Genomic DNA, 25,780 nt, shown 5'->3' with positions numbered 1-25,780 from the left:
ATGAAGTTTATTAATAGTACGACAATTGCACTAGCTTTATTCTTAACCATGGCAAACAGTCCTTACAGCAAGGCTAATCCTGATGAAGGAATGTATCCATTGAGCGAATTAAACAAAGCTGGGCTAAAGAAAGCGGGGTTAAAGATCAGTGAGAAGGATATATACAATCCGGGACAGGTTGGATTAGTAGACGCCTTGGTTCAAGTCAGCGGATGTACCGGATCATTTGTCTCCAACCGCGGATTGATTATTACCAATCACCATTGTGCCTTCTCTGCTGTTCAGCTAGCCAGTACAGCAATCAACAATTACCTGAAAAATGGCTTTGTTGCACAAAATCAGGAGCAGGAAATTGAAGCGAAAGGATTAAAAATAAGAATTACGGATTCCTATGAGGATGTCTCCAATAAAATTTTAAATGCTGTCGCGAACATCAGCGATCCTGTGGAACGTATCAACACCATCAAACGTAAGCAGGAGGAATTAGTTAAGCAGGCTGAAAAACAGGACCCGACGATTAAAGCCGAAGTGTCCGAAATGTTTATCGGCAAGAGCTATGTCCTATTTCGCTATAAAACGATCGAAGATGTCCGTTTAGTCTATATTCCACGTCAGAATATCGGTGAGTTTGGTGGCGAAACCGACAACTGGGTGTGGCCTCGCCACACCGGAGACTATTCCTTTTTAAGAGCATACGTTGGTAAAGACGGAAAATCTGCACCTTACTCCAAAGAAAATGTCCCTTATCAGCCGAAAAAACACCTTAAAGTAAATCCAAATGGGGTCAGAGAGAATGATTTTACCTTTATCCTGGGATATCCCGGAAAAACATTCCGACACCGGCCCGCACAGTATATCCAATACCAACAGGAATACCTACTGCCTTATGTTTCCAATCTCTATGATTTCCAAAATAAACAAATGGAGGAAGCCGGTAAAGACAATACCGATATCGCATTATCGCTGGCAACACGGATAAAACGCAATGCCAATGTCCTGAAAAATTACCGCGGTAAGCTAAAAGGACTACGTGGTATTGACTTGTTGTCGACTAAAAAGCAGGAAGATGAAGCACTGGCTGCATTTATTCTAAGTAAACCAGCTCTAAAAGACAAATATGGCAATCTGTTGGCTGACATTGAATCGTATTATCAAATCAGCAATCAGGATGCACTAAAAGAACTTTGGATCAACAATATTTACAATAGCACAAGCCTATTGAAAGTAGCGCGTGATGTCAATGCATTGAAAATTGCTTTAGGAAAAGAAAAATCTCCACAGGCTGCAAAAGCGCTTTTCGACCGGGATATCCAAAAGATAAAAACGGGGATTAAAGAAGCTTATGAAAGCTACAACAAACAGGCTGATCAACGTATCCTGACTAAAATGCTACAGGATGCTGCGGCATTTCAAGGTAAAAATCAATTGCCAGCTATTCAAACGCTACAACTGAACAGTGAAACAGCACCAGGTTTTGCCACAGAAATTATCAATAGCACCAAACTTGCTGATCAAAACTATGTGCTGAATACAGTTTTGGCAAATGCAGACGCACTTCAAAAATTTGACGACAGATTATTGAATTTCCAAGCTGGTCTGAACAATGACATTGTGACTTTCGCGGCTGAACAAAAAAGACGTGAGGGTGTACTCAATAAATTAATGGGCGATTATGTGGCCGTCAAAGAAATTTTTCAGGCAAAGAACTTTATTCCTGATGCAAACTCAACATTACGTTTGACTTATGGCCACATCAAAGGTTACTCACCTGCTGATGCAACCTATATGAAGCCATTTACAACGATCGAAGGAATAATTCAAAAAGGAAATCTAGGCTTGACAGAATTTGACTATCCACAGGAAATCAAAACAGCTTACCTGAATAAAAACTTTGGTCCTTACCTTCAGAAAGATTTAGGTTCTGTCCCTGTGAATATTCTATACGATATGGATACCACTGGCGGTAATTCGGGATCTCCGATCATGAACGAAAATGGTGAATTGATTGGTGTCAATTTTGACCGCGCTTATGATGCAACAATCAATGATTTCGCCTGGAACGAAAGCTATAGCAGATCCATTGGCGTCGATATTCGCTATGTCCTTTGGGTTGCCGATAAAATTGACAATGCACATTTTATTTTAAAAGAAATGGGTATCTAATTCAACACAGGATTAAAACTAAAAAGCAGCTGTACAGGAAGTGATACAGCTGCTTTTTTTTCCAAAATTGTCTGCTGTTATTGACCAGAAAGAACCTTTAGGTCGCTAGAGTAAGATCTAAAGTTTTCCGCCTTGCAGTAAGGTGGAGAAAACAGCTTTCAACCGTAGCAAACCTGCTGCTAATACGGACCTCGAACAAGCGATATTCAGGCGAATAAAGTCGTTGCTCCCCTTTCCATACATTGCCCCAACATTGACTTGAACATGTCCTTCAGCCAACAACAGTTCACCCAACTTTCGGCTTGAAACTCCCAAGGCAGCACAATCTACCCATACGAGATAAGTTCCCTCCAAAGGAAGTACCTGCAAAGCAGGAAGATGCTCAACCATAAAGCTTTTCAAATAAAGATAGTTCGCCCGGATATAAACCAGCGCCTGATCCAACCATTCTTCCCCTTCATCATAAGCTGCAGTCAGGCCCGTGATGGCAAAAGGACTTATACTAGATATTTCGTTGACCAAAAATGCCTGCTGTACTTTCTTCTTAAGTTCAGGATCAGCAGCAACAATCGTAGCAACCTGCAGACCTGCCAAATTAAAAGTCTTGCTCGGTGCAACGCAGGTAATGGAATGAGCAAGCAGTTCAGGACTAATAGTTCCAAAAGGAATATGCGTATGTCCGTCAAAAACAAGATCACAATGAATTTCATCTGAAATGACCAAAACCTGATGACGGAGACAGATCTCACCCAAGCGTTCAAGTTCGGCTCTCGTCCACACCCTTCCGGCAGGATTATGTGGGCTGCATAAAATAAATAATTTCACTTTCGGATCACTTGCCTTATACTCGAAATCCTCAAAATCGATTCCATAATGACCGTCTCGATAGATCAGATCATTGGAAACAACCTCACATTGATTGCGTTCGATCGAAGAAAAAAAGCAATGATATACCGGTTCCTGAATCAATACCTTGTCACCGGGCTCTGTAAGTGCTTTGACCAAAGCCGACAGGGCCGGTACCACACCGATAACAGGAAGCAGCCATTCCTGCTGTATCGTAAAGCCGTGCCTGCGAGAAAACCAATTTATAACAGCCTGATAAAAGGCCTCTGGAACTTTGGCATAACCGTATACGGCATGCTGAACTCTTTGTGCCAATGCATCCACAATAGGTTGCGCAGCCGGAAAATCCATATCAGCTACCCATAGTGGAATCAAATCTTCATACTCCTGCTGATTCCATTTAACCGAATCAGTACCACGGCGGATAATTATTTTATCAAAATCATAGATCATACAGCAATTTAATCAAAAATATAGGTCATTTACAATAAAAAACGCGACAACCTAGGCATCTTCCTTCAGAAATTTGAATCCAGCTAGCCATCAGGCTAAAATAAAGTTAACCGTCGGAAATTGACTGAATTTAGCTAATCCTTAGCGATTGAATTTCACTAACCCTTAGGATTTCAATGCAGCGAATCAGGTATTTTCAGTAGACAAGAGCAGAAAATTTATCCCCTTGGAGATTGAAATTACAAATCGTCAAACATATCGGAAAGATACAGCGAGACAAGACGATTGGAAAAAGCTATATTTACAGAAAATATCACGATGCTATGGCCAAAAACAACTTTTCACTCCTTGCTCGGTTAAAGAGTTTCCGCTATGCCTATAACGGTGTGAAAATAGCTTGGCAGGAAGAGCACAATTTTAGGGTTCATTGTTTCGCCGCAGCTGTTGCCCTCCTCTTGTCCTATGTACTTCGAATCAGTACATACGAATGGCTAGCCATCATCTTTTCAATCGGGTTTGTATTTGTTTGCGAATTGCTAAACACCGCATTGGAAAATCTCTCTGATTTCGTGTGTCCGGAAAACAATCCAAACATCAAAAGAATCAAAGATATTGCTGCTGCAGCGGTCATGATAAGCAGCCTAACCGCCCTGTTGATCGGTCTGATTATTTTTATGCCTAAACTAATATCAGTCGCCCGCATTTACTTTCTCTAACGTAAATTTCTCATCGTAAGTCACCTTTTGCGGATCAACAAAAGACATTTTGCCGGCCTTTTCTTCCATAGTACCATAACCTTCAAGCGCATGGTCCTTGGACAGCTTAAATACGACTTGCCTAACGGATTCCTGCCCCTCAGATGAAAAGGTATAATCTGCCAGTAAAACATCTCCTTTCAATACACCATCAATATGCCCGCTATTGCGATCCTTTTCTTTCCATGCATAAAGTAGATCGCCATGTACCTTGTCGCCTTCAATCGTGATGGCCAATGCAATGGTATCCCCGTTTTTGACGTATCGGTAATTATTCTTGCCATGTGCGTAACTTACGGTATCCAGTTGCTGTTGATCGACCTTAGCCATATCGTTTTTTTCAGCTGTGATATCTTGCTTTTTCTGTTCTTGATGACAGGCCGTGCTGCACATCAACAGTATTAATCCTATATTGATTGCCTTCATATCGTCTATTTTATGACACTATAATATAGCAATTCAAAAGAAATTTTGTTTTAAATAACTAACATTTAAAATTTCAAAATCGAGAAAACAAAAAAGAGCTGAATATTGTTTATAAGTTAGATAAAGGTAAGCCATTAAAAATAAACAATTTAGTAACAATAAAATTATTACGTGTTTATTGTAAAGCTAATTTTTATTAGTAAATTGTACAGTATAAAATTCAGGAATTCTTAACCAATATTAGTATGAAAGATGTAAGCTTTAAGAAATTTGATAGTGGATGTACATCACTCACAAAATTGTCCATTGAAACAGACTTGGCTATTATTGTTAAAGAGCAAGTTACAATTTCTTCCGAATCAAAAATTGAAAAACTTAGGCGCTGTAAAGAAGAATTACTTAAAAGCCTCTGGTTTGTTCAACGTCAATGTTGAGAGAACATGATCTTAAAATTACGACTATCAGCCCACAAACAGCACCATAGTGGGCATCAATGAATTTATCGCTTAAATCCTCTCCATATTTCAGTATGGAGAGGATTTTTTACTAAATACACGCTTTTAATCAACGCATTAAAGCGATTTCAAATGCTTATAATTAGACTTAATGGTATCCCACACTTCTTCGAAATTACCAGATAACATTAACTTTGCCATACTTTCTGTCATGCCTTTCATCTGACCGAAGGAAATCTTTGGTGGCATAGCCAGCGCATTGGGATTGGTATAGATATCGATAAGAACAGGCTCATCTGTAATGTCTAGTGCCTCTGTTAATATACCATCGACTTCTTCAGGCTGAGTCACTGTATAGGCACGAATTCCCATTGCCTGTGCAACCATAGCAAAGTCTGGATTAACCATATTTGTTTCCTGATCTTTTAAACCCGACACCTGCATTTCTAGCTTGACCATACCGAGTGCACGGTTGTTAAAAACAATTATTTTTATCGGCAGGTTGTATTGTTTTATTGTGGCAAGATCGCCCAATAGCATAGATAGTCCCCCATCGCCACAAAAAGCGATCACTTGCCTGTCCGGATGTGTCAGAGCTGCACCTATTGCCATTGGCATTGCGTTAGCCATCGATCCGTGATTAAAGGATCCGAGCATGATACGATTTTTCTGCTGATTGATATAACGCGCCCCCCAAACACAGCACATACCTGTGTCGACCAAAAAGATAGCATCATCACTGGCCTTTTGATCGATGGTATGGGCGACAAACTCAGGTTGAATAGCACATTCACTTCCTGAATCGTCTACATAGATCATGAGATCTTCCTTGACCTTCGCATAGGCAGCAAGCTGCTTATCTAGAAATTTAGTATCTGAGCGGCCTTCCACAAAAGGTAATACGGCTTTTATGGTATGCTCGATATCGCCCACAAGTCCATAATCAACAATCGACCTACGTCCCAACTTCTCCCCTTCGAGATCAATTTGGACAATGGTTTTATTGGTGGGTATAAAATCCTTGTAAGGAAAATCAGTCCCCAAAAGTAAAATGAGGTCTGAATGATGCATACTTTGGAATGCGGAGGCCGTTCCCAGAAGACCTGTCATCCCGATTTCATTGGGATTGTCGCGCTGGATATCCAACTTCGCTTTAAATGAATAGCCTACAGGTGCATGTATCTTTTGTGCTAATTCAACAATTTGCTTCTGTGCCTTTTTTGCCCCAACACCGCAAAATAAAGTTACTTTTTCTGCTTGATTGATGTATTGGGCAAGGCGTCCAATTTCCAATTCCGAAGGTCTGATTTGTGGTTCTGTAAAAAACACCTTCGATGAGGTATTCATCTGGACAGCTTCCATTTCAGATACATCTCCCGGCAGACCGATCACTGCAACGTCCCGCTTAGATATGGCCTGTTGCAGTGCATTCTGAACCATACGCTGCACCTGTTCTGGCCGAGTGATCATTTGATTATAACATGAACAGTCATCAAACAATTTAATCGGATTGGTTTCCTGAAAATAGTCGGTTCCAAATTCATATGTTGCACAAGTGGAAGCAATCACCAGCATGGGTACACGGGTCTTATGTGCTTCATAGACACCGTTGATCAAATGCACGTGTCCGGGCCCACTACTTCCGGCACAACACGCAATTCCATGCAGGTCAGCTTCTGCAGTTGCCGCAAAAGCACCAGCCTCCTCATGCCTGACATGTATCCATTGCATGGTTCCATCTTCATGGACAGCTTCGTTGAAAAAATTTAAACTATCGCCCGTTACGGCATAAATACGCTGAATTCCCGCATCTTTTAAAAGGTCAACAATCTGATGTGCTACATTTTTCATACCCATATTATAATTTTAGAATGTCATAAAGCGAAGTTGTACTGTTTAAGAAGTGTACTGTCTAAGCTGTCGCTACTTTATAACAACAATAATCTGGGGTAATGGTTTGGGAATGATTGCTTGCTGATCAGAATCGAATTCCCATCGGGAGGGCATCTAAGATAATTATTCCCATAGCGCTGTTAGTACAACCTGCAATGAATCCACTTATGAACAAAAGGAGCCAATAAGAAGGAAGAACAAGAGCGATTAATACAAAAAGCTGCTCCAAAATTAATTGGAGCAGCTTTTTGTACAACAATAAGGTTTAAGCTATTTAATTTGTCTGGACAGCTCATTGACAAAATTCTTTGCGTCATTGAGATCTTTATTCCAGTCTGCATAGCGTTTAGCAGTATTTAGTTTGGCAATTTTTGCATTTAGCTTAGTTAGATTAGCTTGATCTTTTGACTTCTCCAACTTTGCTTTGAGTATACCGACTTTGGTATAATCCTGAATACCTTCCAGCATACGTTCATAACGGATGGAGCTTCTTCCCTGTGGATAAACAATATAGGTATCTCCTGCAGGCCATGTACGGAACCTTGAGTCACGCAGTGGATCCTCCACCCAGGAGTTAAATGCCCAGCGCAATGCACCATCGAAGCCTGCCGCTAGCGCATACCAAGCCATGTAGGTGGATTCTGCCGGATCAGAGAACGTAAATTGATTTGGAAATTCGTCCGAACAACAAACATAAAATGTCGTGATATATCCTTTTTTGCGACGCTCAATCAGATCTTTCTGGTCAAAAGGATCACCCGCGGCAACACTAATGTCGGTACTCTTATGATAACGCTGGTAACTTTTGTGATTATCGGCGAAAGCCACCCCAAATTCGGGTGCTACACGTTCCAACAGGGCTATCGCTGGATCCATTTCTTCACGCCCCCTTTCATCCATCGCAATATTGGTAATTTTCAGCCAACCTTTTGCCGTGACATGCTTACTAAAATCCTTTAAGAAAGGTGTCCATAGTTCCTCGAATATAGGTGTTCCGGGCTTCGCAATAACATTGACAAGTTCATTTTTGCTCTCATCAAAATAATGCACCTCGTTATTCCAAGGTAACAGCGAATAGCAATTAATCTGTTTATTGACCCCTAGATCCATCATAAAGTTTACCCATCGATCAAAAACAGCATAATCATAGGTCCAGGAACCATCTTTTGTCTTCTTCCAGGTAATCATGTCAGCATATGGATCGTATGTCTGCACATTCCAGGCATCTTTATTCAAGGTCGCCGTAATAACTTTTTGTCCCGCAGCAGCCAATTGCTTCATCGTTGGTTTCAATGCTTCAAAATGTTCATCACTCCACATCTTCACCTGATTGACGCGGGCAACAGCAGAAGGATGTTGCCATTGGTCCAAATGATATGTCCACTCCGAAGATGGTGGCAACACATGATTTTGGACATTGACAACGAGCTGTAACTGCTCTTTCACTTGACCATTTTGCTGAACAGAGATTGTTGTTTTATATTGTCCTGCCGTCGCTTCCTTTGGAACCTTTACGGTAATCCATACAGGGCGCACTTTCTTCGCTTCGAGATCATAGCTTTTTAGGTCATCCAGCATATCCGCAGAAAGAGCAGCTTTAAAATCTTCCGGTTTACGGTGGCCACAGCCACTTGCAAATTCGTCGGTCATGACATAACGGACAAAACGCGCCTGTACCGCATCGCCGCCAATCACTTTACCTGCCGCAGATTTCAGCGCACTCGCAGATACCGCTACATTTGCAGCAGCAGCATTGGTCCACAGCAATACTTGCGCCGATACTTGCTCACCTTTCCATGCATCCACTGTCGCTGTATTTTGCGCTGTCAGATTTGGATTCACAGATTTGGGATAACGTTTGTCTATCGATACAAACGAAGCATGCAGTCCGGATTTAACATTCGACCAGTTGGATAAGGTGTCCTTTGTTGGATCGGCCATTTCCGTAAAAGTAGTCCCTGTCGCATAACGCTGCTGGGAAAAGCCATGATTATTGCCACAAAACAGCATACAAGCCAGGGCAATTGTAGAATAAATTGTAGTTTTAGGCATAACAGTTATAATTAACAAAACTTTTGTGAAGCGATGCTCTTTTGTCCAGCCTAGGAGCGGGTGCTCGCAGAAAAAAGGCAAACAACTTCTGTTTGCCTTAAAAATACTAAAATTTTATTTATCGATAGCTAACTTTGTTCAAAAATTTCAGAAAGTGCTTTGTAAAGTTCCGGATGATTGGACTTGAATTTTTCTGGATTTTCAAAAAAATATTCCGAGGAAACCGCAAAAAACTCCGCTGGATTGGTCATTCCGTACACATCGATATCGGATTTATTCTCCTTTATTTTGGTAATCTCTTCGCGGATCAGATTCATAAAAGGAATCACAGAAGCCTTATCCATCAAGTGCGTAGGAACACCGTCCACAGTACCGTCTGTTTTATCGATCAGGTGTACAAATTCGTGTATCGCTGTATTCTGTCCGTCTTTTGGGTTCTTAAATCCATATTCCAGGGCCGATTTAGATAGGATCATTTGTCCATTCATCGCACCTTCTCCGACCATACCCATAATATTACGATCGGCATGTCCCTCAAATTCATAGGCGGTATTGAATTGTGCGGGATACACCATAATATTTGTCAAGTTAGGATAGGTCCATTTCTTAAAAGCAAAAATTGGTATAATTGCACTGGCCGCAATCATCATATAATCTTTTAGCTCTACTTCTACACCCACTCCTTCGATTTTGACCGTATCCAAAAATTTTAGGCAGCGCGCTTCAAATTCTGCCTTATCAGCAACCGATAAATTACGGTAATGGGCAACTTCCTTTTCTAAAATTTCCTTGCCTTCGTCGCTTAGCACACGTTTAATGGCCTTGCTATTTTTGGCCGTACGATTTAATAAATAATAAACGACATAAATGGTGACTGGTATAAGCAGTACAATGAAGAGTTTTCCTATCATATTATTTGATCTTGATCCATTTGGGATCCCGAGCTTGCAAATTACGCAAAAAGCCTTTAAAATGGGAGGTTCCAAATAAGATTAAAATCTTCTGCTGCGGCGCATCAGCAACTAAAGAAGCTAGATTTTCTTCTCTTTTTTTCATCACAAATTCCCGATCGAACTTATTCTTTAAGCTCGTTTTTGCTGGCTTACAGGAATAAGGCTCATTGAGCGGTGTTTTATAATCACATGGATCAAGTGTAATGGTGCCATACAGGTATTCAAACTCATCAAGAAGTTTATTTTTAGGGATATCCGCGTTGACTGCAGTTTCATAGTTAACCAAGAAAAAGGAATAATCAGGCTGGCTAATAATACGTTGCCCCAGTTTACGGTACATCGGTGCGCGAAGAACCCTTGTGGTATCGCCGGGAGTTTCAATACATTGCTGTAAGCCCAAACGATTGCCTGTCAGCTTACGGAATTTGCGATCATAGAGATCTCGCTGTGCCGCGCTGTCCACCTGATAGGCGATACTTTCATAAAAAACAACATAGCCCGATTTTTGGAGAGAATCTACAGCCCGCTGGATCTGATCATAGTATACACGTGTTCCTAAATGCCGCATTGGGATATAAACGACTGTTCGATCTCCGTTGCGAAGTTCAAATTTCCGCGAGGCATCACGCAAGACACCGCTACTTTGAACCATCAAGGAGGTATCACAGCCTACAAAAACAAACAGTATAAAAAAAAGGGAGATAATCTGTCTCAATTGCATAAGATTTTATTAGAATAAATGCCCTTTGAGAGCAAAGACAGTACCATGAAATTTTAATTTGCTAGCTACAGACAGATTCCGCCTGCAGATCGCTTGCATTTCACCATACTTTTATTAAAATAACTTGCAATGATAACAATATATTATCTCCCTTGTTCTATAAAATTTTAGAGGGTCGTCAATCCTATTGTCGTTCCGTTTGGAATAACCGCATTTTTTTTGATAACCACAATTCCGTCACAAATGGTATAGGTTGGATGATTGGCGTTCAACAAATGGGGCCCGCCATTGATCCGGACATCGTTACCGATACGGCAGTTTTTATCCAAAATAGCGTTCTCGATATAACAGCGCTCTCCAACACCGACCACGGGTATATTTTTCCGCTTTGCATCTTCCATATCGACAAGATCCTCATAGTAGTCTGATCCCATCATATAGGTTCCGCGCACCACTGAACCTGTACCGATCCTTGAGCGCACCCCCACCACAGAACGATCTATTTTATCGGCCTGGATAATACAGCCATCCGAAATGACAGAATTAATTAATGTCGTCCCCGAAATCTTCGATGGCGGCAACATCCTTGGGCGTGTGAAAACAGTATTTTTGTCAAATAGGTTGAAGGCTGGGATATTATCAGTCAAACCAATATTGGCCTCATAGAAGGATCCGATGGTACCAATGTCAGTCCAATAGCCTTCAAATTGATAACTGAGCACCCGACTTGTATCAATCGCGTCCGGAATAATTTCTTTTCCAAAATCCATTCCTCGATTTTCTTCAAGCATGCGTTTCAGAACTCCCTTTGAAAAAACATAAATCCCCATGGAAGCCAGGTATTCCCGCCCCTCGCTCTTTAAATGGTCGCTCACCTCTGAATTCCAATCTACCAACTGTTCACTGTTGGGCTTCTCGATAAAAGAGGTAATATGATTTTTTTCATCCGATTTCAATATTCCAAAACCAGTAGCATCTTTACCGTTGACCGGAATAGTCGCAATAGTCAGATCACCTTCATTTTCAACATGGAAGTCAACCAGAGCATCAAAATCCATTTGATACAGCTGGTCTCCAGATAAAATCAGTACATAGTCATAATCAATGCTGGCCAACTTACGGAACGACCGTCGCACGGCATCGGCCGTACCCTCGAACCATTTATCACCATCATTGGTCTGTTCGGCAGCCAGGATATCGACAAAACCTTTACTAAAAATACTAAAGTTGTAGGTATTCTTAATATGGGAGTTGAGCGATGAAGAATTGAATTGTGTCAACACAAAAATCTTGTTAAAACCCGAATTGAGGCAATTCGAGATGGGAATGTCCACCAAGCGGTATTTCCCCGCGATAGGAACTGCTGGTTTAGACCGTTGATCGGTCAATGGATACAGACGTGAGCCCCTTCCTCCGCCCAAGACGATAGCTACTACATTGTGACGTGACATATCAAATTAAATTATTTGGTTATATAGACTTATATACTTCGCTGCAGATTTATCCCAAGAAAAATCTAAGCACATCATTTTACGTTGATTCTCTTCAAACTGCTTTTTACTTTCGTAAAAATTTGTAGCCCGGGCAATAGCTTCAGTAATTTCAGTTATTGCCAGACCATCAAAACCAACACCGTATCCATCATTTTCCAGATCGATTACCGTATCTTTTAATCCCCCTACCCGATGAACAATAGGCAATGTACCGTATTTCATCGCATAAAGCTGATTAAGCCCGCAGGGCTCAACGCGGGAAGGCATTAAAAGAAAGTCCGCACTAGCATAAAGCCAATGGGCGAGATTTTCATCATAACCAAAGAACACATCAAAGTTTTCAATTCCATCATCGACAAGTGATTTCACGCGCGACTGGATAGCTGGGTCTCCGGCACCCAGTATAAATATACTTAATCTGCCGCGATATTCGGCTGCCAGATTCAAAATTATATCGGGCAGCAAATCAGCACCTTTTTCCGTTGCAAAACGACCGATAAAAACCAGCAATGGCAGCTTGGGATCGATTTTGTACTGCTGCGCCAAAGCCTGTTTGTTTTTCAGCTTACCCGCAAAAGCTTGTTCGGCACCATAATTTTCCATCAATGTATAATCAATTTTGGGGTCCCAGATTTCCCAGTCAATCCCATTGACTATACCAACCGATTTATGCCGTTCATCATAAAATAGATGCTGCAGACCATTTGCTTCCACATAGAGCTCTTCCAGATAACCTTCAGATACCGTCGTATAAGCATCACAGCATTTAATTAATGCGGCGAGCGGGTTAATTAAGCCGTCCCAGTCCAGGAGCCCCCATTTCCAGCTATCGAACGCTGGCAATAAAATAGCTTTACTCCAATGTGTCCAGCCCTGATACTGCCCATTATGTACAGTGGCTACCGTCTTAACGTCCGCCAGAAAATCATAATCATTGCTGTATTTCATCAAAAAAGGCATTAAACCAACATGATGATCGTGGCAATGCACAATCGTTGGAATAATGTTTTTTTCTTTAAACCAATTCAATACCGCGTGTTGAAAAGCAATAAATTGCTCCCCTTCATCTGGATAACAATATACTTCCTCGCGATCAAGTTTACCTGGGATCTTAATCAAATAAAGTTCAAAACCCAGTGTGTTTTGGTTTTCTTTATATACGCCATAGTTCAGCAATTCAGATCCCTGATAAAAAGTACCTTCGTGAACTAGGCTAAAAGCATGATCCCTAACAAACGGGCGGTCATACCAAGGCATGACAACCGCCGCCTCCCAGCCGAGCTTAGTTTGGTATTTAGGCAATGCACCCACAACATCCGCGAGACCACCTACTTTGGCCACAGGATAACATTCAACACTCAAGTGAAATACTTTCATTCTTCTTTTACACCATGAAATTTTAAAACCATATTTTATACAGGAATGCGCTCTCCTTGCTGAACTGGATTTACTTCCTTGATCTCCTTTTTCCTTTTGAGAACATAGCCACCAAGCGGCGGCAAATGTAGCTGGGCCGACTGTACATGATTCATCCAGTGCAGATGTTCGCTATGGAAAGGTGGATTATTTATTCCTGAGCCGAAATATCTTAAGTCATCAGAATTCAAAACGACTTCCCACTCGCCTGCATACGGAAGACCTATACGGAAATGCTCCCGCACCACAGGTGTCAAATTGAGGACAACAACGGTATCGTCCCAAGCATCAAATCCCTTTCGCCAATAAACCACAACTGAATTTTCACGATCACCAGCATCTATCCATTCAAAACCCGAAGCATCAAAAGCTTTTTGAAAAAGGCTCGGTTGTGTACAATACACGCCGTTCAAGTCCGAAACAAATTGCTTCATACCTTGATGCGGAGCAAACTCCAGTAGATGCCAATCAAGCGATTGATTTACATTCCATTCCGAAGTCTGACCAAATTCACCGCCCATAAACAATAATTTAGTTCCCGAAAAGGTATACATAAAGAGATACAATGTCCTTAGATTGGCAAATTTCTGCCATTCATCTCCCGGCATTTTATAGATCAACGATTGCTTCCCATAAACAACCTCATCATGGGAGAGCGGCAGCATAAAATTCTCATGAAAAGCATATACTGTAGCGAATGTTAACCGGTCATGATGATACTTTCGGTTAATCGGGTCTTCTTTAAAATAATCCAAGGTGTCATGCATCCAGCCCATCATCCATTTCATTCCGAATCCCAATCCCCCAGCATACGTTGGCCGGCTAACGCTTGGCCAGGAAGTCGATTCTTCAGCAATTGTCTGCACATGTGGAAAATGTCCATAAACCGCCTCATTCAGCTCCTTTAAAAATTGTACGGCTTCTAAGTTTTCATTTCCGCCAAATTCATTTGCAATCCATTCACCTTCGTTTCTGCTATAATCCAGGTACAGCATCGACGCTACAGCATCCACCCGAAGACCATCAATATGAAAACGGTCTAGCCAATAAAATGCATTGCTGATCAGAAAAGACCGTACTTCATTGCGCCCATAATTGAAAATATAAGATTGCCAATCGGGATGGAAACCTTTCCGTGGGTCTTCATGCTCATATAAACTGGTCCCATCAAATCGATAAAGACCGTGGGCATCTCCTGGAAAATGAGAAGGAACCCAATCCAAAAGCACACCTATGCCAGCAGCATGCAATTCCTCAATCAGATACATCAGATCCTGAGCGGAACCGTAACGCGAACTTGCAGCAAAATATCCAGTTATCTGATATCCCCAGGAAGGATAATACGGATGTTCCATCAAAGGCATAAATTCGACATGCGTAAAATTCATTTCCTTGACATACGATACAAGCTGGACAGCAATTTCGCGGTAGCTCAGCAAAGTATCCGGACTTTCGGGATCCCGAGACCAGGAGCCTAAATGGACCTCATAGACCGACCAGGGTTGATCCAATCGATTTTTTAGGACCCGTTCCTGCATCCACTGCTTGTCACCCCATTCGTACCAAGTCGAGTGAACAACAGAAGCAGTTTTTGGCGCGACCTCCCATCTGAAGGCAAAAGGATCACCTTTTTCAAGCTGCTCTCCTCCGTTCGTCTGGATAACATACTTATATGTTTCTCCATTCCCAAGCCCCGGAATAAATCCCTCCCAAATTCCACTGCCATCCCAGCGGACATAAAGCGGATGATGCTCCTTGTCCCAAAAATTGAAGTTCCCGGTGACCGAAACGGATTTTGCATTTGGTGCCCAGACCGCAAAATAAACGCCTTTTTCACCATTCACTTCCAGTTCATGCGAACCGAACTTTTCATATAATTTGAAGTGCTTACCCGATTGGAATAAAGCAACATCAAATTCAGAAAAGAGACTATGTGGAATTACTTGATTGGCCATGTTTAACCTTCTATCAATATGTTATCAAATTCTCGTGCGACATTAATCCAATACCGCCCCTTCTCATCTATTTGTATTTTTGTATCGACGCCATCGGTCTTCACTTTCTTAACCTGAAAAGGTAAACCGATTAATTGTAACTTATACTCTTCGTATCGCTCTGTAAAAAGTCCATCTCGCGTTTGTTTGATCGACAAGGATTCTTTGAGTCCCGAAACCGTAAAGCATTTTTCAAGATAAATATCTTGCTCATACGCAAAGGTGTCGCCATGATCTGAATACACATACGAACGGGTTACACCTTCAGCGAAGTAAACATTGAGCTGTAGCTCCTCAATTTTCTTCTCACCAGTATATTGCATCACCGGATATTCAGGGATAACAGATCCGCCGCGAATGAAAATCGGCATTTCATCAATCGGCGTAGGAACAGTATGTTCCTTACCGCCCACGTAGGTTTCATTATTGAAATAATAGAACCAAGTGCCCTCGGGTAGATAGACAATCTTGCTTTTTTGTCCTGGCTGCAATACCGGGGATACCAATATTTTATCCCCAAAACAGAATTCCTCCTCACGCTGCCAGTTGGTTGGTATATGCTGCTCGACCATGGAAATCGGGCGTAATATTGGAAAACCATACTTGGTCTGCTCCCAAAAACAGGTATAGATATAAGGCAAAAGCTTATACCGAAGCTCAATAAACTTCCGATTGATCTTTTCCCAATCTTCACCAAAGCTCCATGGTTCGCGGTCGCGCGTATCCCCGGCAGAGTGCACACGCATAAATGGCGAAAAGACACCGAATTGCATCCATCTCGTAAACAATTCGCCATCAGGCTCCCCTGTAAAGCCGCCGATATCCGTTCCGCAAAAGGACATGCCGGAGGTAGACAGACGCTGTAACTGCAAAGTCCCCAATTTGAGATGCTCCCAGCTCGCCAGATTATCGCCCGTCCAAACCGAAGAATAACGTTGTGTACCAGCATACGCAGCCCTGGTAATCGTGAAAGGTCTTTTGTTTTTATACAATTTCTTAAGGCCGTCATAGGTCGCCCGGACCATCTGCATGCCATAGATATTATGCGCCTTTCGGTGCGAGCCCCGGTGTCCGTCATATTGGTGACGCACATCGTCTGGAAAAGTTCCCCGCCCAAATACAGCAGGTTCATTCATATCATTCCAGAACCCGGCAACACCATCTTCGACGAGCCCCTGATAGAGTGTTCCCCACCATTGACGAACCTCAGGATTGGTAAAATCAGGAAACTGACAACGCCCGGGCCATACAAATCCTTCCATAAAATAATCATCCCCCCGACGGCAAAAATATTTATTCTCCTTCCCTTCCCTGAATACCCAATAGTTTTCATCGACCTTAATACCCGGATCGATCATGACGACCGTTTTAAAACCGTCGTTTGCCAAATCGCTGATCATATTTTTAGGATTTGGGAAATACTGTTTATTCCAGGTAAAACAGCGGTACCCCTCCATGTAGTCAATATCAAGATAAATAGCGTCACACGGAATTTGCCGCTTTCTAAATTCCTCGGCGACCTTACGGACATTGGCTTCGGGATAATAGCTCCAACGGCATTGATGATACCCTATCGCCCACAGCGGTGGCAGATAATGTGTACCTGTCAACGTATGGTACCGACGGATCACATCGATAATATGTGGGCCATGAATGTAATAATACTGTAGTTCTCCACCTTCGGACCAAAAACTTGTTTTTCCCGGATCTTCTGCCGCGAAATCGAAATAGGTCTTAAAGGTATTGTCAAAGAAAATCCCATAGGCTTCACCATCTTTCAAGCCAATGTAAAACGGAATTGTTTTATAAAGAGGATCCTGATCGTACGCAAAAGCATAGGTATCTGAATTCCAATTCTTAAGTCTCTTCCCTCTAAGGTTCAATTTAGTCGCCTTATCGCCAAGTCCATAAAATGCTTCACTTTCAAAAGCTACTTTTGTACTGTAAACATAATACCCGCCAAAATCGGGATTCTCTTCCCAGTGCATGGGCGCTAAATCTGCATTGAACAGATTACCGGCACGGTCGGAAAAAGAAATCAAAAAGTCATTCTTGTTGATCTTACAGGAAATGGTGTTCGTGTGGACAAGGTAATGGTCGGCCTCCTCCTTACATTGATGTATACTGACACGGTGATCTTTCTTGGCCAGCGCATAGGAAAAGTCTTCCAAAAAAGTTCCCTGGGGTGCCAGTCTGACCCGTACAATTTCATCGGTTACAATTTTGATTTCCACCTTCGCTTTACCATCAGAAAAATAATAGGACTTATCATTTTGACTGTGGGCTACTATAGCTTCTAGATACTTCTTTTCAATTTTAGGCAGATCCAATACCGGATTATTCACATGATGCATACTTTCCAAAGTACCATCATTTTCCTCCTCATTTAGTGTGGTTTGATTTAGGTTGTCGTCTTCAAGCATAGTTGTAATATGTTAAAAAGTTTCTGAAGGCTTAATTCCTCTTTAAGATAGAAAATTAATCCTGTGCCGACAACAAAACAGAAAAAAAAATCCCGCCTATTCCGATAGGTGGGATTTTTTCCAAGAACTGTGGATAGATGACTACAGCCTACTTCACGAAATGTGCTCGGAGCATCCAAGCCATCTTTTCATGCTTTTCCAACAACCCGACCAAAAAGTCCTCCGTACCATTGTCCGCCGTGCCCTCTACCACCGCAAGATCCGCACGGATTGACATCGCAATAGCTTCATGATCAGCCAGCAATTCTTTATAATAAGACTGGCTATCTGTCTTCTCTGAAGTAGATTCCGTTAAGCGAGTCAGCTTCAAATACTTATCAAATGTACCTACAGCGTAATGCCCTAGCGTACGCACACGCTCTGCCACTTCATCGATCACTTCAGCCAGTTCATCGTATTGAGATTCCAAAAATAAATGAGCAGCATGAAAATCCGCACCTTCCACATTCCAGTGCGCATTACGTGTCTTCATATAGACAATGTGTTCATCTGCCAATAGCACATTCAGCAACTTTGCAACTTTTTTCAAGTCTGCATCTTTAATTCCAATTGAAGTTTTCATATGTGTATTCTTTTGTTAATTATATGTATGAAATGCTTGGTTAAATTTACCCAAAAATGCGGTAAAAACCAAATAAAGCTACATGCAAAAATCCATATCAATTGTCCCAAACACCGCTATCAGAAACCTCTCATTTATTAAATAACGGAAACGTGTCTGCATGGAGAATAAACAGAAAAAGCTGGCATGATGAGCCAAGCAGAACAGCGCGAAAACAATTAGCCGAAATCCATAAAATTGACATTTTCCTATAAAACAGCCAACGCTATGTTATTTATAAGAACAGAATATTGTACTTTTGCCGACATATTTATCTCGAGGGAAAGCTGTGGGCACAATGGACAACAACACTTATTTTCATACATTCAAAAAAGATATTTCAGGTATTGAACTTCCGGCGCGATTTACCTTTCCATTTTGCTATGAACCACACCCACTCGCCGTCATTGCAGCCAAAGAGCTTCAATATTATATAGAAAATCAAGAAGATTGGAGCCATAACTTTGGCCTCGATGAAAAATCGGAAGGACTCGCTATCGGAAAAATGTTTGGTGTCCTTGTTGTTAGAAACCAGCATGACGAACTTGGCTACCTTGCTGCCGTGTCAGGAAAACTAGCAGGAAGTAATAAACATCGGTATTTTGTTCCGCCCATCTTCGATATGCTCGAAGAAAATAGTTTTTTTCTGAACGAAGAAGTGCATCTCAATGCACTTAACCGAAAAATTGAACAGCTGGAAAAAAGCGATGAATTAACAAGTATAAAGCAGCATCTTGATTTACTGAAAGGCAACTGGGATATGTCCCTGGATGAACTAAAAACAAAATTAAGAGTTCAAAAAAAAGAGCGCAAAGAAACCCGGACACGGTTGCGGGCAAGTCTATCTGATGAAGACTATGAACTCCTCATGGAAGATATGCGCAGCCAAAGTTTAAAAGACAAACAGCAGCTACAGCGCTTTCAATATGATATGCATCTTGCACTGGAAGCCGAAAGTACCCAATTACAGCAGATGCTGTCTGCAATTACAGCATTAAAAGAGGAACGAAAAACGCGGTCAGGAAACCTGCAGAAACAGCTTTTCGAACAATATAATTTTCGCAATGCAAAAGGTGAGCAGAAAAATGTTGTTGCTGTTTTCCATGACTTCGACAAGACAACACCTCCCGCAGGATCTGGGGAATGCGCTGCTCCCAAACTTTTGCAATATGCTTATGAAAACGAATTGACCCCAATTGCTTTGGCTGAGTTCTGGTGGGGCTGTTCACCAGCGTCTGAAATACGCAGGCACCAAAACTACTATCCTGCTTGCCGAAAAAAATGTGAACCAATTTTAGGCTATATGCTGGAAGGATTGGCTGTTGACCCCAATCCGATGCAACAGGAAACAACCTTGAATGTAGAACTCCCTCAGATTTATGAAGATGAGGATATCATTGTCATCAATAAGCCGGCAGAATTTCTATCTGTCCCCGGTATCTATGTGAAGGATTCGGTTTACAACCGTATTCTGCAACGTTACCCGGACGCGGGTCCAATTATTATCCATCGGCTGGACATGTCCACCTCGGGCCTTTTGATCGTTGCCAAAAACAAACAATCCCATCAGTTTATTCAAGATCAATTCATACAACATACGATAAAAAAAACATACATTGCTTTACTCGATGGCGTTGTAGAAGCTGCGTCAGGTTTAATCGACCTCCCACTTCGAGTGGATCTGGATGATCGACCCCGACAAATGGTCTGCTATACCTATGGCAAACCAGCACAGACGAAATGGGAAAAAATTGCGATAGAGAATAATCAAACGAGGGTCAGGTTTTATCCCTTGACTGGCCGAACCCACCAGCTCCGTATGCACGCTGTACACCCGAATGGCTTAAATACCCCGATTGTCGGGGATGATTTATATGGTACAAAAGCCAACAGATTACATTTGCATGCCGCTTCAATTACCTTTATCCATCCTCGTTTCAAGCAAGAAATGACCTTCGAAATCGAGCCAAATTTTTAATAGCGTTGACTATATCGTTACAAAAGTCAATAAATAATCCCCTGGAAAATCATCGCCAAGTCAAAATGTCATTGACAAATTATTGACCTAAATCAACAATTACCCACAAACAACTGATAAACAACAGATTACTAAGAAACCTAAAACAAATACTTTCCTTTATTACATTACAATAAAATTTTAATTATTCTTAATTTTTTATTTCCTTTGTTCACTGATTTTTTGATTTTAATACCTATAAAGTCAAAAATAAAGTAGAAACAAGAAAACAATTTTGAATTTTCAAGATTATAGCAATATAATGGAAGCTAAAATAAACGCAACAACCTTCATAACTAAACTCTTTTTTTCGATAACACTCGTGCTAACGGTATCTTTGGCTTTTGCCCAGAACAAAACTGTTACCGGTACAGTTAAAGATGCAAAGACCAAGAATCCCATCCCCTATGCTACTGTAGCTGTAGTCGGTGCCCCCGCTTCTGCAGGAACCACCACATCGACAAATGCAAATGGTGAGTTTAAGCTAGTCTTTCCGACATCATACGTAAAAATCAGAGCAAGTTACATTGGGTATGACAGTAAGGATGCTTTTGTTACGAATGATGCAACGCAAACAAAAGAAATCCTCATGGATCAACAGGACAATATGCTGGAGGAAGTCGTTGTTAAGGCCAAAAAGAAAAAATATAGCAACAAAGACAATCCTGCTGTTGCATTGATTCGCAAAGTCATCGAGAACAAAGAAAAAAATCGACTTTCAGGTCAGCAATATGCTGAATTTGATCAATACGAGAAGATGTCCTTAGGACTAAGTAATCTTTCGGAGAAATTTGTCAATAAAAAAATATTCAAAAACTATCAATTTCTTTTTGAAACGGACGACTCGGCGAAAACCGCCAACAAATACGTACTTCCTGCTTTCATAGAAGAAAAAATGTCGAGAGTGTACTACCGTAAAGATCCGAGCAAAACCAAACAATATATACTCGGTGACCAACGCGCGCAATTTGACCCTAAATTTATAGATAACGACGGTCTTACCGCCTACTTCAATAAATTGTATGAGCAAGTTGATATTTACGACAACAACATTTCATTGGTTACAAATCAGTTTTTAAGTCCGATCGCGAACTCAGCTCCTACGTTTTATAAATTCTTTATCACGGATACCATTAAAACGGTGCAACCTTGGCTGGTCGAATTAAGTTTCTTTCCGCGCAACAAGGCTGACATGTTATTCAAAGGCCAGCTATATGTTACTTTAGACGGCAATTATGCCGTTCAGGGCGCCAACATGACCGTTGCTGATGATATCAACTTAAACTTTGTGCGCGACTTACAGATACAGCTGAAATTTGACAAAGACAGCAAAAGCCGTTTTTATTTAAAAACGAGCACTTTAGGAATAGATTTCTCCCTAACAGAGAAAGGTATGGGTATCCGCGGAAGCCGGACAGTAGATTACAATAATTACAAAGTCGGCATTCAACAACCCGATAGTATCTATGATGGTCCGTCGACGGTTATCGCCTATAATGTTGAGAATAAGAAAGCGACAAAAACATTGTTTGAAACTCAACGGCCACTCGCTCTTGCGCAAAATGAATTGAACATCTATCATAATATTGATACGCTACAGAAGATTCCTTCATTCCGCACATTCATGGACATTGCTGCGCTATTGCTATCTGGATACAAACAAGCTGGCCCAGTAGAAATTGGTCCCGTGAATACATTCTATAGTTTTAATCCGGTAGAAGGTTTCCGTTTACGTGTCGGCGGACGCACTACAGAGTCTTTAAGCAAGCGTTTCTATGCTGAAACTTATGCAGCTTATGGTTTTAAAGATCAGAAATGGAAATACTTTTTCAGTGGAACCTATGCGTTCAACAACAAATCGGTCTACTCCTTCCCGATGCATTACATCAGGGCTTCTTATAAAAAAGACACCAAGATTCCTGGACAAAAACTAGAGTTTATTCAGGAAGACAACTTCCTGTTGTCTTTCAAACGCGGCGATAACGACCGTTACATCTATGAGACAAACTACGGCTTAGAGTATAAAAAAGAATTTTTAAATCACTTAGCTATTGGGGCTGCATTCAATATCAACAGACAGACTCCTGCCGGAAGCCTGACCTACCAGATGGTAGATGCCAACAATGAAAGCAGGCTGTTTAATGAATTGAACTCAACAGAATTATCTGTCAATTTTAGGTATGCTCCACACGAAGAGTTCTATCAAGGAAAAATTTATCGGACACCTATTTTCAATCAATATCCGATCTTTACGTTCAATTACACGGCCGGAATCAAAGGACTGGCCAAAGGTGAATACAATTATCACAACTTTAATGTAGGGGCATTCAAACGCTTCTATTTTAGTCAATTTGGATTCGCTGACGTGACGGCAGAGGGTAATTATATCGCAGGGAAAGAAATTCCATTCCCTTTCTTAACGATCCATCGTGCTAACCAGACTTATGCCTATCAATTGAACTCGTATAACTTGATGAACTTCCTTGAGTTTGTCAGTGACCATAACGCTTCATTGAATGTGCAGTACTACATGAATGGGTTTCTGCTGAACAAAATTCCATTGATCAAAAAGCTTAAATTACGTGAGGTATTCAGTTTCAAAGGAGTATATGGTGGACTGCGTAAAGAAAACAATCCTGACGACCCGAATTATGGTTCGAAGGTATTCACTTGGCAGCATAATGCTGATGGTGCACAAAGCTCCTATACGTTCGGTTCAGAACCTTATATGGAGGCAAGTATTGGTCTATCCAACATTTTCAAAATATTACGTGTGGACTACGTAAAACGTCTAAATTATCTTGATCACGTCGATGCACCAGCTTGGGGTATTCGTGCACGGGTCAGATTTGACTTCTAACAGTTTCCATAAATTTATAGTATAATTTGGGCCGTGTCAAAGAGCGTATGACACGGCCTTTTTTTTTGAAAGTGCTTAATGTTATTGACCAGAAAAAACCTTCTTTCGCTTTCATTGCTGTGGCGCCTGCGAAGTCATGAGGGAGGGAAAGATTCGGACCTGCTTCGTACCATGTTCGGATGCGATACAGATATTGTACAGATCCTGACCACATTCCGACCAGACCCTGAACAGGAATTATTCGGTCGGAAACTCGTCAATAATGGTTACCAGACCATCCGTATCCGAACGTGGTACGAACACAGTACGAAGACAACCCCAAAAGCAGCATGAACAGTACAAGCACAAAAAGCCATGTCTTAAAAATAAAAAAATCCTCCTTGCTATTATAACAAGGAGGATAAAATTAGAATATGACGATGGTTAGTTTTTTTGTTTAAAGGCATCCACACCAGCCTGTAAGAATGCTTTATATTCCTCAATATTATAGTTGGCACCACTTTGAGGAACCAGCACTTTACCGGCTGGATCTACAATAACATACAGGGGCTGTGAATTGCTATCAAATGTAGCCGCTTGAAAATCACTATTTTTCTTACCGATTGTATTGATCTTTTTGCCACTATATTTTGAAACAAATTGTTCGTTGGCAGCCAGCTCGGTCTTATCATCCACAAAAAGTTCGGCCATCACAAACTCTTCTTTTAATAATTTGGCCACAGCTTTATCCGTCCAAACATTCGCTTCCATTTTACGACAATTGACACAATTCCAACCCGTAAAATCTATTAAAACGGGTTTGTTTAATTCTTTAGCCGTAGCCAATGCCTGGTCATAATCATAATAAGGATCAAATCCCTTTGGCGTACCTCTTTCATGAAAAATTTCAGCATATTTTTTCACCTTCCCGTCTGAATGTGCAGCAGCACCAGCACTTACACCCGAAGAAAGATCAAAGTCTTGTGTTGCCGATGGCGGTAAAAAAGCAGAAATCGATTTTAAAGGCGCTCCCCATAAACCGGGCACCATGTAGACCACAAAAGAAAAAACAACAATGGCCAGAATAGTTCGAGGAACAGACAGGAATTTCAGCTCACTATCATGGGAGAACTTGATCTTGCCAATCAAGTAAAGTCCCATTAAAGCGAAGATGGCAATCCACAGGGACAAAAACACCTCCCTATCCAACCAATTCCAATGATAGGCTAAATCGACGTTGGATAAAAATTTGAGTGCTAAAGCAAGTTCCAAAAAACCCAATACAACCTTTACACTATTCAACCAGCCACCGGATTTAGGTAAGGACTTAAGCATGGAAGGAAACATGGCAAACAATCCAAAAGGAATTGCCAGGGCAATCGAAAATCCTAGCATCCCAATTGCTGGCCCTAAGCGTTCACCTTTTGAGGCTGCCTCCACCAGCAATGTTCCTATAATTGGCCCTGTACATGAAAATGAGACCAACGACAAGCTAAAGGCCATAAAGAACAAGCCGACCAGACCGCCCTTATCTGATTTGGCATCCATTTTATTGACGAAAGAGCTCGGTAAGGTAATTTCAAATGCACCAAAAAACGAAGCTGCAAATCCAACCAATAACAAAAAGAAGATGAAGTTGAAAACACCATTTGTCGACAGCGCATTGAGCGCATCAGATCCAAATGCGATCGTGATAATCATTCCTAATGCAACATAAATGATAATGATAAATAAGCCGTACAACAAGGCTTTACTGATACCGCTTGCGCGGTTCCCGGCCTGTTTGGTAAAAAAACTTACTGTCAATGGCAGCATAGGAAATATACAAGGCATCAATAAAGCAGCAAAACCGCCTATCAGGCCCGCAATAAAAATACTCCACAGCGACTTTTTTCCTTCAGGCTCGGCTTTGTGTACCTTAGCTCCCGCTTGGCCCGCCGACTTAACCGAGTCGGCTTTTACTGTAGCCGTATCCGGAGATTCTTCAAAAGACAGGGAGTCTGGACTTATTGTACCATCAGTAAATTCAACCCCCTCCAAATTGTTCGTTGTATCTGCTTTTGCAAACATGTATGCAGGCGCAATCAGCAACAGTAAAAGGATTAATAATTTGAAATTGACTTTCATTTTTTGTTTTTCTTAGGTATAAATTGGTTTTTGAATAAATGAAACCCGAGGAGCTAGAGACTCCCCGAGTTAACTATAAACATATGAAACTAA

18 protein-coding genes are annotated in these 25,780 nt (G+C 41.3%); 6 read left to right on the top strand and 12 right to left on the bottom strand.

Annotation, left to right across the window (positions count from 1 at the left end; translation table 11 throughout):
• Nucleotides 1-2,163 (top strand): S46 family peptidase, encoded by a 2,163-nt coding sequence (locus AB1Z56_RS03415; protein ID WP_313265836.1) that lies wholly within the window; start codon nucleotides 1-3, stop codon nucleotides 2,161-2,163.
• A 117-nt stretch (nucleotides 2,164-2,280) separates the two neighbouring features.
• On the opposite strand, the gene AB1Z56_RS03410 is transcribed toward AB1Z56_RS03415, so the two are convergent.
• Nucleotides 2,281-3,462 (bottom strand): MalY/PatB family protein, encoded by a 1,182-nt coding sequence (locus AB1Z56_RS03410; protein ID WP_426791078.1) that lies wholly within the window; start codon nucleotides 3,460-3,462, stop codon nucleotides 2,281-2,283.
• A 233-nt stretch (nucleotides 3,463-3,695) separates the two neighbouring features.
• Between AB1Z56_RS03410 and AB1Z56_RS03405 the strand changes: the two genes are divergently transcribed.
• A complete protein-coding gene (locus tag AB1Z56_RS03405; protein WP_309361471.1) occupies nucleotides 3,696-4,178 on the top strand; it encodes a diacylglycerol kinase family protein in 483 nt (160 codons plus the stop codon).
• Here the strand turns inward: AB1Z56_RS03405 and AB1Z56_RS03400 are convergent.
• Nucleotides 4,152-4,643: a hypothetical protein gene (locus tag AB1Z56_RS03400; RefSeq protein WP_426791077.1), complete on the bottom strand. Its 492-nt coding sequence runs from the start codon at nucleotides 4,641-4,643 to the stop codon at nucleotides 4,152-4,154. The genes AB1Z56_RS03405 and AB1Z56_RS03400 overlap by 27 nt on opposite strands.
• A gap of 245 nt (nucleotides 4,644-4,888) precedes the next feature.
• Between AB1Z56_RS03400 and AB1Z56_RS03395 the strand changes: the two genes are divergently transcribed.
• Nucleotides 4,889-5,077, top strand: coding sequence for a hypothetical protein (locus AB1Z56_RS03395; RefSeq protein WP_046675853.1), 189 nt, complete (start codon nucleotides 4,889-4,891; stop codon nucleotides 5,075-5,077).
• Between the two features lie 138 nt (nucleotides 5,078-5,215).
• On the opposite strand, the gene AB1Z56_RS03390 is transcribed toward AB1Z56_RS03395, so the two are convergent.
• From AB1Z56_RS03390 to AB1Z56_RS03350, 9 genes are all read right to left on the bottom strand, one after another.
• Nucleotides 5,216-6,949, bottom strand: a complete 1,734-nt coding sequence (locus AB1Z56_RS03390; RefSeq protein WP_426791076.1) for a thiamine pyrophosphate-dependent enzyme — start codon at nucleotides 6,947-6,949, stop codon at nucleotides 5,216-5,218.
• A gap of 312 nt (nucleotides 6,950-7,261) precedes the next feature.
• Nucleotides 7,262-9,043 (bottom strand): glycoside hydrolase domain-containing protein, encoded by a 1,782-nt coding sequence (locus AB1Z56_RS03385; RefSeq protein WP_426791075.1) that lies wholly within the window; start codon nucleotides 9,041-9,043, stop codon nucleotides 7,262-7,264.
• A 128-nt stretch (nucleotides 9,044-9,171) separates the two neighbouring features.
• Nucleotides 9,172-9,954, bottom strand: a complete 783-nt coding sequence (locus AB1Z56_RS03380; protein ID WP_426791074.1) for a zinc-dependent peptidase — start codon at nucleotides 9,952-9,954, stop codon at nucleotides 9,172-9,174.
• Nucleotide 9,955: 1 nt separating this feature from the next.
• Nucleotides 9,956-10,717 carry a hypothetical protein gene (locus AB1Z56_RS03375; protein ID WP_426791073.1) on the bottom strand — a complete coding sequence of 254 codons (762 nt, stop codon included), beginning with the start codon at nucleotides 10,715-10,717 and terminating at the stop codon, nucleotides 9,956-9,958.
• Between the two features lie 167 nt (nucleotides 10,718-10,884).
• Nucleotides 10,885-12,168 (bottom strand): glucose-1-phosphate adenylyltransferase, encoded by a 1,284-nt coding sequence (locus tag AB1Z56_RS03370; RefSeq protein ID WP_309361484.1) that lies wholly within the window; start codon nucleotides 12,166-12,168, stop codon nucleotides 10,885-10,887.
• A 6-nt stretch (nucleotides 12,169-12,174) separates the two neighbouring features.
• Entirely contained in the window at nucleotides 12,175-13,587 is a 1,413-nt protein-coding gene (locus tag AB1Z56_RS03365; RefSeq protein ID WP_309361486.1) for a glycogen synthase, read from the bottom strand.
• 35 nt (nucleotides 13,588-13,622) lie between these two features.
• Nucleotides 13,623-15,581 carry a 1,4-alpha-glucan branching protein GlgB gene (glgB, locus tag AB1Z56_RS03360; protein ID WP_426791072.1) on the bottom strand — a complete coding sequence of 653 codons (1,959 nt, stop codon included), beginning with the start codon at nucleotides 15,579-15,581 and terminating at the stop codon, nucleotides 13,623-13,625.
• A gap of 2 nt (nucleotides 15,582-15,583) precedes the next feature.
• Nucleotides 15,584-18,043, bottom strand: coding sequence for a glycoside hydrolase family 31 protein (locus tag AB1Z56_RS03355; RefSeq protein WP_408733541.1), 2,460 nt, complete (start codon nucleotides 18,041-18,043; stop codon nucleotides 15,584-15,586).
• Nucleotides 18,044-18,191: 148 nt separating this feature from the next.
• Complete coding sequence (locus AB1Z56_RS03350; protein WP_309361490.1) at nucleotides 18,192-18,665, bottom strand: Dps family protein; 474 nt, start codon at nucleotides 18,663-18,665, stop codon at nucleotides 18,192-18,194.
• Between the two features lie 337 nt (nucleotides 18,666-19,002).
• Here AB1Z56_RS03350 and AB1Z56_RS03345 point away from each other — a divergent pair, with 337 nt between their 5' ends.
• The 3 genes from AB1Z56_RS03345 (at nucleotide 19,003) to AB1Z56_RS03335 (ending at nucleotide 23,914) form a co-directional block, all read left to right on the top strand.
• Nucleotides 19,003-20,682 carry a pseudouridine synthase gene (locus tag AB1Z56_RS03345; RefSeq protein WP_426791071.1) on the top strand — a complete coding sequence of 560 codons (1,680 nt, stop codon included), beginning with the start codon at nucleotides 19,003-19,005 and terminating at the stop codon, nucleotides 20,680-20,682.
• 301 nt (nucleotides 20,683-20,983) lie between these two features.
• On the top strand, nucleotides 20,984-23,581 hold the full coding sequence (locus AB1Z56_RS03340) for a DUF5686 and carboxypeptidase-like regulatory domain-containing protein (RefSeq protein ID WP_309361494.1): 2,598 nt from the start codon (nucleotides 20,984-20,986) through the stop codon (nucleotides 23,579-23,581).
• 78 nt (nucleotides 23,582-23,659) lie between these two features.
• On the top strand, nucleotides 23,660-23,914 hold the full coding sequence (locus AB1Z56_RS03335) for a hypothetical protein (protein ID WP_426791070.1): 255 nt from the start codon (nucleotides 23,660-23,662) through the stop codon (nucleotides 23,912-23,914).
• 90 nt (nucleotides 23,915-24,004) lie between these two features.
• On the opposite strand, the gene AB1Z56_RS03330 is transcribed toward AB1Z56_RS03335, so the two are convergent.
• Nucleotides 24,005-25,687, bottom strand: coding sequence for a protein-disulfide reductase DsbD family protein (locus tag AB1Z56_RS03330; RefSeq protein ID WP_426791069.1), 1,683 nt, complete (start codon nucleotides 25,685-25,687; stop codon nucleotides 24,005-24,007).
• Between the last annotated feature and the right edge of the window lie 93 nt (nucleotides 25,688-25,780).

Origin of the sequence: Sphingobacterium sp. WOUb80 (assembly GCF_050058145.1) — a bacterium.
Lineage (GTDB): Bacteria > Bacteroidota > Bacteroidia > Sphingobacteriales > Sphingobacteriaceae > Sphingobacterium.
Note: the sequence above shows the minus strand (reverse complement) of the source record. Positions and strands in the feature narration are given on the sequence as shown.

Excerpts from the sequence above, each read along its gene's own strand:
- AB1Z56_RS03415 (WP_313265836.1), top strand. The coding sequence starts at position 1 with ATGAAGTTTATTAATAGTACGACAATTGCACTAGCTTTATTCTTAACC.
- AB1Z56_RS03410 (WP_426791078.1), bottom strand. The coding sequence starts at position 3,462 with ATGATCTATGATTTTGATAAAATAATTATCCGCCGTGGTACTGATTCG.
- AB1Z56_RS03400 (WP_426791077.1), bottom strand. The coding sequence starts at position 4,643 with ATGAAGGCAATCAATATAGGATTAATACTGTTGATGTGCAGCACGGCC.
- AB1Z56_RS03395 (WP_046675853.1), top strand. The coding sequence starts at position 4,889 with ATGAAAGATGTAAGCTTTAAGAAATTTGATAGTGGATGTACATCACTC.
- AB1Z56_RS03390 (WP_426791076.1), bottom strand. The coding sequence starts at position 6,949 with ATGAAAAATGTAGCACATCAGATTGTTGACCTTTTAAAAGATGCGGGA.
- AB1Z56_RS03385 (WP_426791075.1), bottom strand. The coding sequence starts at position 9,043 with ATGCCTAAAACTACAATTTATTCTACAATTGCCCTGGCTTGTATGCTG.
- AB1Z56_RS03380 (WP_426791074.1), bottom strand. The coding sequence starts at position 9,954 with ATGATAGGAAAACTCTTCATTGTACTGCTTATACCAGTCACCATTTAT.
- AB1Z56_RS03375 (WP_426791073.1), bottom strand. The coding sequence starts at position 10,717 with ATGCAATTGAGACAGATTATCTCCCTTTTTTTTATACTGTTTGTTTTT.
- AB1Z56_RS03370 (WP_309361484.1), bottom strand. The coding sequence starts at position 12,168 with ATGTCACGTCACAATGTAGTAGCTATCGTCTTGGGCGGAGGAAGGGGC.
- AB1Z56_RS03365 (WP_309361486.1), bottom strand. The coding sequence starts at position 13,587 with ATGAAAGTATTTCACTTGAGTGTTGAATGTTATCCTGTGGCCAAAGTA.
- glgB (WP_426791072.1), bottom strand. The coding sequence starts at position 15,581 with ATGGCCAATCAAGTAATTCCACATAGTCTCTTTTCTGAATTTGATGTT.
- AB1Z56_RS03355 (WP_408733541.1), bottom strand. The coding sequence starts at position 18,043 with ATGCTTGAAGACGACAACCTAAATCAAACCACACTAAATGAGGAGGAA.
- AB1Z56_RS03350 (WP_309361490.1), bottom strand. The coding sequence starts at position 18,665 with ATGAAAACTTCAATTGGAATTAAAGATGCAGACTTGAAAAAAGTTGCA.
- AB1Z56_RS03345 (WP_426791071.1), top strand. The coding sequence starts at position 19,003 with ATGGACAACAACACTTATTTTCATACATTCAAAAAAGATATTTCAGGT.
- AB1Z56_RS03340 (WP_309361494.1), top strand. The coding sequence starts at position 20,984 with ATGGAAGCTAAAATAAACGCAACAACCTTCATAACTAAACTCTTTTTT.
- AB1Z56_RS03335 (WP_426791070.1), top strand. The coding sequence starts at position 23,660 with ATGTTATTGACCAGAAAAAACCTTCTTTCGCTTTCATTGCTGTGGCGC.
- AB1Z56_RS03330 (WP_426791069.1), bottom strand. The coding sequence starts at position 25,687 with ATGAAAGTCAATTTCAAATTATTAATCCTTTTACTGTTGCTGATTGCG.